This window comes from Dactylosporangium aurantiacum (assembly GCF_000716715.1).
In the GTDB taxonomy this organism is placed as follows: domain Bacteria; phylum Actinomycetota; class Actinomycetes; order Mycobacteriales; family Micromonosporaceae; genus Dactylosporangium; species Dactylosporangium aurantiacum.
Map to the genome: position 1 here is coordinate 253,303 of NZ_JNYJ01000002.1, position 13,727 is coordinate 267,029.

General features: G+C 70.6%; 11 protein-coding genes. 8 read left to right on the plus strand and 3 right to left on the minus strand.

All coding sequences use genetic code 11. The features are described from left to right. The first annotated feature begins 59 nt into the window (after positions 1–59). Positions 60–740, plus strand: a complete 681-nt coding sequence (locus tag OP18_RS03370) for a hypothetical protein (protein ID WP_245635237.1) — start codon at positions 60–62, stop codon at positions 738–740. Here the strand turns inward: OP18_RS03370 and OP18_RS54750 are convergent. Continuing rightward, complete coding sequence (locus tag OP18_RS54750; protein WP_341483916.1) at positions 635–1,738, minus strand: riboflavin biosynthesis intermediates N-glycosidase; 1,104 nt, start codon at positions 1,736–1,738, stop codon at positions 635–637. The two genes, OP18_RS03370 and OP18_RS54750, sit on opposite strands and share 106 nt — an antisense overlap. Positions 1,739–1,798: 60 nt before the next feature. Further along, positions 1,799–3,346: a condensation domain-containing protein gene (locus OP18_RS03375; RefSeq protein WP_162189737.1), complete on the minus strand. Its 1,548-nt coding sequence runs from the start codon at positions 3,344–3,346 to the stop codon at positions 1,799–1,801. A 155-nt stretch (positions 3,347–3,501) separates the two neighbouring features. Between OP18_RS03375 and OP18_RS03380 the strand changes: the two genes are divergently transcribed. From OP18_RS03380 to OP18_RS03405, 6 genes are all read left to right on the plus strand, one after another. Continuing rightward, entirely contained in the window at positions 3,502–4,770 is a 1,269-nt protein-coding gene (locus OP18_RS03380) for a glycosyltransferase (RefSeq protein ID WP_081970266.1), read from the plus strand. Between the two features lie 878 nt (positions 4,771–5,648). Beyond that, positions 5,649–6,773: a cellulose-binding domain-containing protein gene (locus tag OP18_RS03385; RefSeq protein ID WP_156089264.1), complete on the plus strand. Its 1,125-nt coding sequence runs from the start codon at positions 5,649–5,651 to the stop codon at positions 6,771–6,773. A gap of 33 nt (positions 6,774–6,806) precedes the next feature. Next, positions 6,807–7,079, plus strand: coding sequence for a DDE-type integrase/transposase/recombinase (locus OP18_RS60255; RefSeq protein ID WP_052386164.1), 273 nt, complete (start codon positions 6,807–6,809; stop codon positions 7,077–7,079). 118 nt (positions 7,080–7,197) lie between these two features. Further along, complete coding sequence (locus tag OP18_RS03395; RefSeq protein WP_033357166.1) at positions 7,198–9,192, plus strand: cell wall-binding repeat-containing protein; 1,995 nt, start codon at positions 7,198–7,200, stop codon at positions 9,190–9,192. 21 nt (positions 9,193–9,213) lie between these two features. Beyond that, on the plus strand, positions 9,214–11,271 hold the full coding sequence (locus OP18_RS03400; RefSeq protein WP_033357167.1) for a cell wall-binding repeat-containing protein: 2,058 nt from the start codon (positions 9,214–9,216) through the stop codon (positions 11,269–11,271). A gap of 203 nt (positions 11,272–11,474) precedes the next feature. Then, a complete protein-coding gene (locus OP18_RS03405; protein WP_245635238.1) occupies positions 11,475–12,278 on the plus strand; it encodes a transcriptional regulator in 804 nt (267 codons plus the stop codon). Positions 12,279–12,422: 144 nt separating this feature from the next. Here the strand turns inward: OP18_RS03405 and OP18_RS03410 are convergent, their stop codons facing one another. Further along, positions 12,423–13,067 (minus strand): TetR/AcrR family transcriptional regulator, encoded by a 645-nt coding sequence (locus tag OP18_RS03410; protein ID WP_033357168.1) that lies wholly within the window; start codon positions 13,065–13,067, stop codon positions 12,423–12,425. Between the two features lie 65 nt (positions 13,068–13,132). On the opposite strand from OP18_RS03410, the gene OP18_RS03415 reads away from it, so the two are divergent. Further along, complete coding sequence (locus OP18_RS03415; protein WP_052386165.1) at positions 13,133–13,543, plus strand: VOC family protein; 411 nt, start codon at positions 13,133–13,135, stop codon at positions 13,541–13,543. Positions 13,544–13,727: the final 184 nt, after the last annotated feature.

Below are 13,727 nucleotides of genomic sequence, written 5' to 3' on the forward strand. Positions count from 1 at the left end.
TGAGCGCGGCAGCGGCGACGACGGTGCCTACCCCGACCCGAGCGCTCCGAGAGCGGGTCGTGGGCGCGACGGCGATCGCGTTGGCAGCGTCGGTGGCGATCCAGAACGCGGTGGTGGTCTGGGCCGGAGCGCCGGGCTACGGGGACCCGATCGGGGAGGTGCTCGCCTTCCACGCGGAGCACCGGGTCGCGGTCGCGATCGCGGTCGGCCTGGAGGCGCTGAACCTGCCGCTGCTGCTCGGGTTCCTGACCGGTCTCCACGGGCTCGTCGAGCGCCGCGGGCGTGCGGGCGCAGACTGGTCGCGCCTCGCGGTGGCCGCAGGCGCGACCCTCTCGGCAGTCTTTGCGCTCTACGCCGTCCTGTGGAACGGTGTCGTGCTGTCCGCCGGCGACCTCGCCGATCCGAGCCCGGAGTTCGAGCTCGCCTGGCAACTGCATGCAGCAGCCTTCGCGTTGGCGCTGCCGGCGCTCGGCACCACATGCATCGGCGCTGCGCTGGCGGCGCACGCGAGCGAGCTGACGCCGCCGTGGCAGCGTCTGCTCGCAGTGGCCGGGGGAGGCCTGCTGCTCGCCGCCGGGGCGGCCAACCTCGCGATCGCGGACGGCTCATCGCTCCTCTTCGTGGGGATGCCCGGCTACGCCGCCTGGCTCGGGTGGCTGCTTGCGACCGGTGTACGGCTGGTGCGCGCGCGAACAGCTGGCCGTCCTGACGACGCATCGACCTCCGCCGAGGAGGGATGATGGGAACCGACGTCGAGGCAGCTGCGGTCGCCGCAGCGCTCGGGACGTTCGCCGGCCGTGCGCCGGGGCGATCGCCGATGCCGCGCTCCGAGGCCGTCGTCTCGATCTGCGCGGGACCTCGTTCGCGGGGCGTGGCCGTAGTATCCGGCGGTACCCAGCAGGCTCGCGCCACCACGACCAAGCTCGTCGACGTACGGACACGCTGCGCCGCGACAAGGGCGGCGGCGTAGGCCCGCGGAACTGATCGGAAGCCTGGCGTCCGCGTTCTTGCCCGTGCCACTGCGGCCGCGTCCCCAGTAGTGGTCAGTGCCGGTGTCCTCGACGATCTCCTCGTCGCCGGTGTCCAACAGGACGGCGCGGATGTCGTCGTGGGCGGTGAACTTGGCCGTCACGGCCCGGCGCATCACGTCGCCTTTGACCCGTTCCCAGTCGCGGCGCAGCGGCCGGGACCGGTCGCGGCCCAGCTCGGCGGCCCGCAACGGGGTCGCCGTCCGCCGGATGAGCTCGGCGTGGCGGGTACCGGGGAACTTCTGAGCCTGGAAGGAGTGCTCGGAGGTCGTCCACCACTGGCCGGCGTCCAGCACTAGACACCGACGACCGTTGATCTCCACGACGTACCCGCCGTCGTCGTTGTTCCCGGACACGGTAGGGACTCGTAACGCGGCGCCGCAGCGCCGCAGCGCCGGAGCCATCTCGCGGAGCACATCCTCAACGCCGCCCTCCGCAAGCTCCTCCCCGTCAGCGTGAAACGTCACGTCGTCAAGGACAGCGCAGCTGAACGGGTGTCCTCCGGCCGCCACGTCCCGCCGCTGGGTCTGCCCGGCAGTGGGCGGCTGATCGCGCCAGTTCGCCCCACCGGTGCGGGCCCGCGCCAGTTCGCCCCACCGGCGAGGACAGCGCGGTCGGCGTTGGTGAACGTGGGCTGCCGACCTGGCGCTGCAGGACGACCAGTGGATGTCGCAGGCAAGGATCTCGATGCCTTTGTCCCGGTCACGCATCGGCAGCAAGCGCAGCAGTGCGAAGGCGTTGGTCGCGGCGAGATGGGCTGTCGCTGGTGATCACGTGCCGGGCGGTGGTGAGGATGCCGGGGCCAACCGCGGAGACCGCGCGTCTGGTGCCGCGCCGGCTGGCGATGCGTCGGTAACGGGCCCGCGGGAAGATGCCGTTGCTGCGGAACGCTGCTGCGGCGGCTCCGCCGACGGTGCCGCGAAGCCGGGAGCTGCGGTTGCTCGGCATTGGGCGACGAGGCGTTCAGCGATGGCGTCCCGGTAACCGGTCATCGCCGCGCGGCACCTGGGTGTGTCCGAATAGATCATGTTGAGGTGGATGCCGTCGTGGTTCCGTAGGAACCACATGTTTCCGGTGTTCGAATGGGAGGCTTCCGGAATGGTCGTGGGGCGCCACTGCGGATAATGTTCGGCGCCGGGCATCCTCCGATAGTCGATGAATGAGAAGAAGTTCACCGGATAGGGCCACGTGCGCAGATGGAAGTACTGCGGCGCGAGGAGCTGCCACGCCTTGACGAACGGGACGTCGGTATGCGGCAGCAGCGCACGGAATGCTTTGTGCGCCCCGGCGGCTGCGGCGGCGAAGTCGTTGCCGACGTCGATGGGAAACGTGATCGGCAAGGTGTTGACGAACCAGCCGAACGCATCGCGCCAGCGCGGGTCGCGCCGTTCGCTGATCGGCATGAATCCGTGGTACGTCGGGTGGCCGGTGATCTCGTGCAGGGACATGCCGACCACCGCCAGCAGCCCGGTCGACAGCTTGACGCCATGCGTGTCGCACAGCGCCTCGAACTCCCTCGCCGCCGCATCGTCGAGCAGGCGCGTGGTCTCGTTGTGTGCGGGGTACATGTGCCCGTGGTCCAGGCCGAGCTCCAGGGGCAGCCGCGGGAACAGGCTCCCCGCGCCGGCGACGAAGGAGCGCCAGTACGCAAGCTCGGGGCCGTCGGCGGTGATCGTGGCGTACCGGTGCCGCTGCGCGACGCCGAAGTCCAGATAGCTGCCCGCCGGTTGGAGCGCGGGCAGATGGCCGCGGGTCGCTGCGGTGTACAGGCGCTGGATCTCCTCCACGGCGATCGCCAGCGACATGCCGTCGCACACGATGTGGTCGAACGCCAGGAACACCGTCGAGCGCAGCCGGTGCTCCACGACGCCCATGAGGAACAGCGGCCAGGACAGTGCGCTGATGGCGCGGCTGAACGTGTCGCCGAGATGGCGGCGCACCGCCTCCGCGCTCGGCAGCACGCCGAGATGGACCCGCTCGAGGGCCACCTCGTCGGCGGTCATGACGTCGCAGTGCAGGCCGCTCGTGATCTGTTCGAACCCGCAGCGGAGGACCTCGTGCCGCTGGACGAAGCGGCGGAGCGCGAGCTCCAGGGCATCGAGGTCCACCTGACCGTCGATGCGGAGCGTCATCGCCACCCAGTAGTCCTCCGCGGCGTGTTCCATCCGCGCCGCGAGCGCGGCGGAGAAGTGCTTTTCCTGGTTGTACGAAGCGGCTTTGGACGACCTGGCCGGATCGAAGTCGTCCGGCGGGCGCAACCGCCAGTGGTATACGCGGCCGGGTTCGATATCCAGATCGGACAATGGAATCTGAAGCATTGGACGCCACCTTCCGTCGAAGCCCAGGAAAACGATAGATCTGGCTCCATGGAGATGGAACGTCATGGGTGGATGTTCACCTGTACGAGGGCGGAATACGATTCATTCACTTCCGCTTGGTTGCTGATGGATGTCAATGTATGTAGGTTGCCTGAATGTTTGGGCTGCGGCTCGTTCTCGTCACCCTCGGCTCGCGCGGGGATGTGGACCCGTTCCTGGCATTGGCAGGGGCGCTCATCGCCAGGGGTCACCAGGTCCGCCTCGTGACGCAGCCTGACCTCGCCGCGGGTGCCGACGGCGTCGAGCTGTACCGGATCGACCTCGGCCCGACCGGTGACCTGCTCGACCTTCCGGCGGCCAAGCGCCTGCTGCGCAGACCGTTCGACCCTCGCGCCATCCGGCAGCTCATGGACGCGCTCGAACCCGGATTCGAGATGCTCTACCGGGCGACCGTCAGCGCCGTCGCCGACGCCGACGCCGTCGTGTGCCATCCGATGACGTTTCCCGCGCTCGACGTCGCCCAGCACGCCGGTGTGCCGGCCGTCCATCTGCACCACGTGCCGGCCATCCCGACCGGCCGCTTCCCGTCGCCCAGCGCCCACCGGGTGTCCGGTAACTACGGCGCGATCGGCAACCGTCTCACGTACGCCGTCGAGCGGCGCCTGGCCTGGCGATTGACCGCACCGGTCATGAACCGGCTGCGGGATAGCGTCCTGCGCCGACCGCCGCTGTCCGCGTCGGCGGCGCTCGCCCTGCACCAGCGGCGCGTGGGCGCTGTCGCCGCGGTGAGCCCGAGGGTGTTGCCCCGCCCTGCGGACTGGCCGGACGACGTCGTCGTCTCCGGATACCTGCAGACCCGTCCCGGGACGGTGTCGCCGCTCGACCCGGACACTCGTCGCTTCCTCGACTCCGGCCCGCCGCCGGTGTTCGTGACACTGGGCTCGACGCCGGTGCCCGATGCCGCCGCGGTCGCCCGCACCGTGGTCGCTGCCGCCTCGCTGAGCGGGCACCGTCTCGTCGTGCAGGACGGCACCGCCAAGCTCGGCCGGGGCGTCACCGGGGAGAACGTGCACGCCGTCGAGGCGATCGACTATGCGGCGCTGCTGCCACGGGTGGCCGCCGTCGTGCACCACGGCGGCGCCGGAACACTGGCACAGATCCTGAGGCACGGCCTTCCGTCGCTCGCCCTGCCCAGCTTCGCCGACCAGTTCTTCTGGGCACATCGCATCCGCAGCGCCGGCGTCGGACCGCGCCCACTGCCGCTGCGCCGGCTGACCACCACCCGCCTCGCCGGTCTGCTGGATGAACTGATGACGACCGGCCGTTACGCCGACCGGGCAGCCGAGATCGGCACCGCCATCCGCCGTGAAGACGGCCCAGCGGCCGCCGCCGCCGCGATCGAGGCGTTCCTCGTGCGTCGTTGACACGAACCACTGGACCGGACACGGCATGCCCGGGCACGGATCGGCCGTCGGCGTGCTGCTGGCGCGCGGGACGCCGCACGATCCGGGGGCTCGACGGTCTCCGGTCTGCTGCGGCTGTCGGCGGCCTCGGTCGTGACCCTGATGGCGCTCGGACTCATGGGGCTGATGCTGGGCGCGGCGGCGCAAGCGCCGCAGCGATGGCTGACGTTGAGCCGCTTGCGGACCCTTGGCCTGCGCCTGCGCGATGCCCGCCGGGGTCGCGGCCGGGGAACGGCTGCCGGTCGCGGTGATCGCCGGACTGACCGGCCCGCTGCTCGGCGTGCTCCTCGCCGGGACGGCCCTCGGACCGCTCTCGCTGCCCCGGGTCGCCGGGCAAACCACCGATCAGGTCCTGACCCCGCCGTGGGTCTGGCTCGGGTGCGTGCCGATGATGTTCCTGGCGGCGGTCGCCGTCGTCGTCGAATCGGCACGCCGCCGTCGTTGGCGGCTGGCCGCAGCGTTCGGATCGGCGAAGGTCAGCTCCTCAACTCGGGTCCTTGCCGGCCGACGGTTTCCTGGGTCAGGTGGAATCCGCCGTCAAGCCGGGGTGGCACATGCCGGGCGGGGTTCGACGCAGCGGTTGTCGGGCCGCGCTCAGGTAGGCGCAGGTGCACCCGGCGGCCGCGACGCCGGCGGTACACGTTAGCGCTGTCCGGGATTGTCCGGGAACGCGGATCCGGACGGCCGGGGGACCGAGGCTGACTCCGTCACGTCAGGACGGGGGACGGCGACGGACGACATCGGCGTCGTCTGTGCACGCGCCCTGCCCTGGCACGGAGGAAGGGGAAGCCTTGAGGTTTCACTTTGGCGTGACCACCGGTCTGGCGGCCGTGTGTGGCATGGCGATCGCACTCGCCGGCGGGAGCATCCCAGCGCAGGCGGGCTCCAGCGGCGCCGGGCGAGCGGCGGTGGCCGAGGCGTCGCAGCAGGCGGCCGACGGCCGTCCGGCATTCACAATCCGGCCCGGTCTGCAGTCGCCGCCGTTGCCGCTGCCGGGTTGGAGCGGCCAGCTCCACCCCGACTACGGGTTCGAGATCCATGCGGGGGTCACCGGGGCCCGGGCCCGGCACAGCATCAACCCCGGCTATTCCACGGGAGACTTCATCTACTCTCCCACCCTCTATCCGGGCAGCCACTCCTGTATCGAGCTGTACGACAACTACCACGACGGGCTGGAGCTCTGGGTCTGGGACCAGTGCGACGTCACAGGCGGGCTGCACAAGCTGACCGACATCGACAGCACCTTCCGGTCGAAGTACGCCCCGAACTCGGCGTACGACTTCCAGATCGTCAAGACCAACGCCGCGACGAACGAGTGGATGGCGTCGGTGTACAACGTCACCACCTCGACCTGGGACGTTCTGTACACCACGCACGGCAACCGGGGCGGCGACACGTTCGGCTGGGCGATCTTCGAGGCCTACACCGGCTACAACCCGGTCACCACGGTCGGCGACTACTGCACGAAGAGCCGCGGGCACGTGTGGAAGGCGAGCGGCATCAAGGTGCAGATCAGCGGCTCATGGGTCGACCTCGGCCCGTCGAACTCGCACTGGCGGGGTCTGAACACGCCGGACGACGCGTACGGCTGCCCGTCGGTCACCGCCGTGCGCGACGCAGCCAACGGGTACACGGTGACCAACCCGACGCTCTCCTGCGAGGTTACCTACTCGGCGAGCGGTTGGTCCGGCGGCTTCACCGCCAACATCACGCTCAAGAACACCGGTCCGGCGCCCGTCAACAAGTGGACGTTGAACTGGGACTTCGCGGGCAACCAGACGATCACCAGCACCTGGAACGGGATCACCACCCAGACCGGGCAGCACGTGGCGATCAACAACGAGTCGTACAACGCCATCATCAACCCGGGCGCGACGGTCAACTTCGGCTTCCAGGCCGGCTACACCGGCACCAACACCAACCCGACCAACTTCACCCTGACCAACGGGTCGCCCTGCACCTGAGCCGGCCCCTGCGCGACGCGCCCCAGCGGGCCGATCGGGCCTGGCACACCGCGATCCTGCTGGACGCCGTCGGCGGGGCACCACGTCGAACGGCATGCCAACAATAGGATCGAGGGCGACCACAGTCAGCTCAAGCACCGGCTCAGACCGGTGCGAGGGCTACGGACCGACCGGACCGCGCAGACGATCATCGCCGGGCACGCGTTCATGCGGAATCTGCGCCGCGGACACTACGAACTCGGCGTCGACGCACCGCACGGGATGCGGGTCGCCGCAGCGTCCACCGAACTCGCCACCGCGATCTGAAGACCTGTCGCAACTGTCAAACGCGTCCTCCGCTGGGCGAACGCAACAGCGCCTCGCGGAGGTACTCTCCTCGCTGTGATCACCGCGCCGGTGGTCGGCGAGGCACGGGGGAGACGGCATGTCGTTCGGGCTCACGCGCAGGTCCGCGATCCTGGCGGCGGTGACCGGGGCGACCGCGGTCGCCGTCCCCGGCCTGGTGCCGGGGCAGCGGAAGGCGCACGCGTCGCTGCCCGGCAGCCGGGGAGCGATCACGTTCCTGCGCGGCACCCAGGTCTGGATCGCGGACGCCGACGGCAACGGCGCGCGGCTGCTCGTCGAGAACGCGGGCTACGGTCCCGGCAGCTGGTCGCCGGACGGCAGCCGGTTCGTCTACTCGACCGGCCACGCGATCGAGTCGGTGCGCCAGGACGGCAGCGACCGGGTCGTCGTGTACCAGCGCGCCGCCGGCAACGTCACCGGGCCCGCGTTCACCCCCGACGGCGGGTCCGTCATCTTCAGCGACAGCGGGAAGCTGTACGTCACGGCGGCCGGGACCGACCACGGCACGGCCGACGCCCTGGTGTACAGCGACCCCGGCGGGTCCTTCGCCGAGCAGGCCACCGTCTCCGTCGACGGCACGGTCGCGTTCCAGCGGGACTATGCCCTCGACGGCGTGATCCGCCGGGTCGACGGCGTCGGCACCGCCACGACGATCATCACCGGCGGCGCGGGGGAGCCGGACTTCTCCCCGGACGGCACGAAGCTCGCATTCACCCGCATGACCGGCGGCGACGGCGCCCCGATCGTCCAGCAGGTGTGGATGGCCGACGCGGACGGCACCGACCAGGTCCAGCTGACGACGGTGTCCAACGCCGGCTTCTCCAACGGCAACCCCACCTGGACGGCGGACGGCGGCGCCGTCGTGTTCACCAGCCGCGCGGGCGCCAACCGCACCCTCAAGCGGATCGACGTCGCCACGAGGCAGATCGACCCGCTGGCCGACAACGCGTCCGACGCGACCTGCCAGCCGGTCAACGCCAACCACGTCGAGCGGGTCTGGGGCGCCACCGCGCTCGGCACCGCCGTGGCGACGTCCCGCTACAACTGGGCCGACCACGGCGTCGACGACGGCGTCCGGGCGCAGGCGAAGGCCGTCGTGCTGTCCCGCGACGACACGTATCTCGACGCGCTCGGCGGCTCCGCCCTGGCGGTGGCGAAGCAGGGCCCGCTGCTGATCACGCCCACCGGGAAGCTGCACGCCGACATCCAGGCGGAGATCCAGCGGATCCTCGGCGGCACCGGCACCGTGTACCTCCTCGGTGGCACCGTCGCGCTGTCCGCGAACGTGGAGACGAAGCTCAGATCGCTCGGCTACTCCGTCGTGCGCCTGTGGGGCCAGGACGAGTACGCGACGGCGGTCGCCGTCGCGAAGGCGATCACCACCGAACCGTCCGCGATCATCCTGGCGACGTCCCTGAAGTACTACGACGCGCTCGCCGCGGGTGCCGCCGCGGGCGCGAACCCGGGCACCGTCGTCGTGCTCACCGCCGGTGACGCCATGCCCGCGGCGTCGGCCGCCTATCTCGACGCGGTCGACCCGGACCGGGTCGCGGTCATCGCGGTCGGTGGGCCGGCCGTGCGGGCGCTGGGCAACGCCGTGCTGCCGTCGTGGCCCGACGACACGGAGTTCTATCCCGTGTTCGGCGCGACGGAGTTCGAGACCGCGGTCGCCGTCGCGGACTTCTTCTTCACCGGCCCGCGCACCGCCGCCGTCGCCACGGCGACGACCTGGTTCGACGCGCTCACCGGCGGTGCGATGATCGGCGCCAACGGCGGCCCGCTGCTGCTGTCCACGCCGGGCACGCTGAGCGAGCCGACCCGCGCGTACTTCTCCCGCAACGCCGGTTCGATCACGTACGGGGTGCTGCTCGGCGGCCCCCTCGCGCTGAAGGACGCGCTCATCACGCCGCTCGGCAACGCGATCTCGGTGCCCGGTCAGTACGACGTCTCCCAGTACACCGAAACCTTCACCGTCCCGACGACCCTGCGCCGCTCCGCCCGGCACCACCGGGCCACCACGCCGGGCCGCACCGGCGGCATCCCTGGCACGAAGGGCCCCTCCACCGCACGCTGAACCGCCGTTACACTCCTCGCCGTGATCACCGCGCCGGTGGTCACGGCGACCACGGGGGACAGCATGTCGTTCGGGCTCACACGCAGATCCGCCATCCTCGCCGCGATGACCGGAGCGACCGCCGTCGCGGTCCCCGGGCTCGTGCCGGGACAGCGGACGGCGCACGCGTCGCTGCCGGGCAGCGGAGGATCGATCACGTTCCGCCGCGACTTCCAGATCTTCATCGCCAACGCCGACGGCACCGGCGAGCGGACCCTCGTCGACTACGCGCCGCAGTCGCGAGGATCCGGCGAGTGGTCGCCCGACGGCAGCCGGTTCGTGTTCTCCTCCGGCTCGGCCATCGAGTCGGTGCGCCAGGACGGCAGCGACCGGGAGGTGCTCGCCGGACCGTCGACCGGCACCCTGCAGGAGCCGACCTACACCCCCGACGGCGCGTTCGTGATCTTCAGCGACTGGTTCCGGCTGCGCATCGCCCCGGCCGGCGGTGGCGGCGGCGAAGAGGGCGAGATCCTGTTCGGCGGCCCGGCCGACACGCACAGGAGCGAGCCCGCCGTCTCCGTCACCGGCACGGTCGTGTTCCAGGAGGGTCAGGGCGAGCAGAGCGTCATCCGGCGGCTCGAGAGCAACGGCGCCGCCACCACGATCATCACCGGCGGCGTGTGGGAGCCGGACTTCTCCCCGGACGGCACGAAGCTCGCCTACAGCCGCTCCACCGGCGGCATGGACGGTGTCCCGCGCGTCGTGCAGATCTGGATGGCCAACGCCGACGGGTCCGGCATGGTGCAGCTGACGACCGAGGCCACCGCCGGCGTCGCCAACACCAACCCCACGTGGACGACCGACGGCACCGCCATCCTGTTCACCTGCCGGGTCAACGACGTGCCGCACGTCAAGCGGATCGACGTCACCACGAAGACGATCACCACGATCGTCGTGAACGGCTACCAGGCGACCTGCCAGCCGGTCAACGACAACACCGTCGAGCGGGTCTGGGGCGCCACCGCACTCGGCACCGCCGTGGCGACGTCCCGCTACAACTGGGCCGACCACGGCGTCGACGACGGGTTCCGGGCGCCGGCGAAGGCCGTCGTGCTGTCCCGCGACGACGTGTACTTCGACGCGCTCGGCGGGTCCGCGCTCGCCGTCGGCGAGCAGGGTCCGCTGCTGATCACGCCGCCCGGGAAGCTGCACGCCGACACTCAGGCCGAGATGCAGCGAATCCTCGGCGGCTCCGGCACCGTGTACCTGCTCGGCGGCACCGTCGCGCTGTCGGCCAAGGTCGAGTCGCAGGTGCGGGACCTCGGTTACACGGTCGTGCGGCTGTGGGGCCAGGACGAGTACGCGACCGCCGTCGCCGTGGCCAAGGCGATCACCACCCAGCCGTCCGCGGTGATCCTGGCGACGTCGCTGAAGTACTACGACGCCCTGGCCGCCGGTGCCGCCGCCGGGGCGAACCCGGGCACCGTCGTGGTCCTCACCGCCGGCGACACGATGCCCGCGGCGACCGCCGCGTACCTCGACGGCCTCGACCCCGAGGCCGTCGCGATGATCGCCGTCGGCGGACCGGCCGTCCGGGCACTGGAGAACGCCGGGGCGCGCAACCAGCTGCCGTCGTGGCCCGACGGCGCCGAGTACTACCCGGTCTTCGGCGCGACCGAGTTCGAGACCGCGGTCGCCGTCGCCGAGTTCTTCTTCACCGGCCCGCGGACCGCGGCCGTCGCCACCGCCACGACGTGGTTCGACGCCCTCACCGGCGGGGCGATGATCGGTGCCAACGGAGGTCCGCTGCTGCTGTCGGCGCCGGGCACGCTGAGCGAGCCGACCCGCGCGTACTTCTCCCGCAACGCCGGCAGCATCACCTACGGCGTCTTGCTCGGCGGCCCCCTCGCGTTGAAGGACAGCCTCATCGGGCCGCTCGGCAACGCGATCTCCGTGCCCGGCGCGGTCGGCTACGAGCAGTACACCGAGACCTTCACCGTCCCGAAGACGCTGCGCCGCTCCACCACCCAGCACCGGCGCGCCGCCACCGGGACGCCCGGCCCCATCCCCGGCACCGAGGGCCGCGCCGCCAGCCTCTGAACGGCCGGGCTCTGAACGGCCGGGCTCTGAACGGCCGGGTGCTGAGCGGTCAGATGGTGTGGCCGCCGTTGACGGTCACCCTGGTCAGGCCGATGCCGGGCCGCTAGGGATCTTGACCCGTGCGGTGCGGCCGTTCTCACGCATGGCCGACGACAACTGCGGGATGATGGCCCGTCGGGCTGCTACGACTGGCGTACCTCGGTGTGACGAACGTGCTCGCGATGCTGCGGTTGCTGCCGATGAGCGACCGGGACAAAGACGCCGAGATCCTCGCCCTCCGCCACCAGCTCATGGTGCTGCGACGTCAACTGGGCAAGGACAGGGTGCGGTTCGACCCGACTGATCGGGCGTTCCTGGCAGCGCTGCTGCATCGACTGCCAATACATGTGCTCCACGGGCTGCGGTTACTCGTCCGCCCCGACACCGTCCTGCGCTGGCACCGCGATCTGATCGCCGGTCGCCACGCGGCCGCCTCCCGACCCAAGCGCCCCGGCCGGCCGCGCACGCTACGGTCCATCCGCGTCCCGGTGCTCCGCCTGGCAAGGGAGAACCCCAGCTGGGGCTACCGACGTCCGCACGGCGAACTGCTCGTACTAGGAGTCAAGGTCGCCGCGTCCACGGTCTGGGAGATCCTCAAAGAGGCTGGGATCGATCCGGCACCCCAGCGGTCCTCCAGTACCTGGGCGGATTTCCTGCGTTCGCAGGCCGACGCCCTGCTGGCATGCGACGTCCTCGAGACGGCGACGTTGAGCGGGACACGGATGTACGTCCTCGCGGTGAACGAGCACACCAGCCGGCGGATCCGGGTCCTGGGAGCCACCGCCCATCCGACCGCCGCCGCGCCGGCAGGCGGTTTCGGTGTGCAGGCGCAGCGGCAGTGCGTCGAGGATGGTGTCGTTGCCGGTGGTGCGGGCGACGTGGTTGATGTCGGTGAGTTCGTCGGTGGTCAATGCTCGTCGGGTGCTGGTGAACAGGCGGCCCGGTACTTCGGCGAGGCACAGCCGTAAGCGATCTGCCGCCGGCGGCCTGACCTGTCGTCGGCGCACCACCGACGGCAGCAGACCGCACGTCGCCCGTGGCATTGCTGACCCGGAGGGGCGGCGCTTCGAAAGTCGATCGCTGTATGCGTCATGGACGCCGACCTGCGTGTTTCAGCGGAGGATCGTGCTGGTGAGCGTGTCGATGATCCATTGCTCCCATTGGGCGGGTGACCAGCCCCGGTCGACGGTGCACAGCTGGTAGACCTCGATGCTGATGAGGCAGTAGACGATGCCGGCGGCGCGGTCCACGGTCAGGTCCGGCCCCAGGAAGTGCCTGTCGGCGAGGTGCTGAACGACCGTGCGCTGCGCCGTGTAGCGCTGTGCCATGTTGGTCTGCCACTGCGCGGCCATCTCCGGATCGCTGCCGGCGGCGTCGCGCACGATTTTCATGATCGGGGCAATCCGGCCGAAGACGGTGCGCGCGTTGCGGACCCAGATCGCCAGTGCTTGCGGGCCGTCCGATGCGTCGCGCAGGCGTTGGGTCCAGGGCCTGTCCAGCAACGGCACCGGCTTGTCGTCGCCGACCGCCAGGACGTCGACGACCTCCTTGAGCACGGTCGCCTTGTTGCCGAAGTGGAAGTACAGCGTCTGCACCGAGATGCCGGCGGCCTTGGCGATCTGGTCGAGCGTCGTGGCCGAGTAGCCGTGACTGAGGAACAGCGTTGTGGCGTGGTCGATGACCCGGCGGCGGGTGGCGCGAGCCTGTTCCGCGCGCCGTGTGCCAGGTTGACGGTTTCGCTTGACACCTTCACTCATTCGCTAGAGTTTACTGTAGCAATTCGCTATAGTTCACTTCAGCAAAACGACCTCTCGGAGATGTCATGGATACGGCGATCAACGGCTTCCATCACGTCAAGCTTCCGGTCACCGACCCGGTGCGCAGCCGGGACTGGTACGCGCGGGTGCTCGGGCTGCGGACCCACCTCGAGTTCGTGGAGGAGGGTGAGCTGATGGGGGTGGCGATGCGGGACCCAGGCGACAGCATCGAGCTGGCCCTGCGCCGCGATCCGGCACGCGCGGCCGTGCTGGCCGGGTTCGACCCGCTCGCCCTGCAACTGCCCACACCGGCCGCGCTGGACGGGTGGCAGCGGCATTTCGAGGACCTCGGTGAGCCGCACGGCGGGATCGTCACCGGGCGCATGGGCCGGGTCCTCGTCGGCCTGCACGACCCGGACGGTATCGAGGTGCGCCTCTACCTGCCGGCCGAGGCGTCGTCACGTGGTGCGCCGTGAACCTCGACGCAATGGCGTGCCGCATCCTCAGCGGTGCCCGATGACGCAATCGACGGAACCCGCCGGGCGGCCTGCCGCTGCCGCTGCCGCCGTCGACCGGCAATGCGCCCGCGGGCCACCGTGGTTTCGCGTACCAAGGTTGGGAGATCGCTTTGGCCGGACCGGGTGAGCCGACCATGTTCAC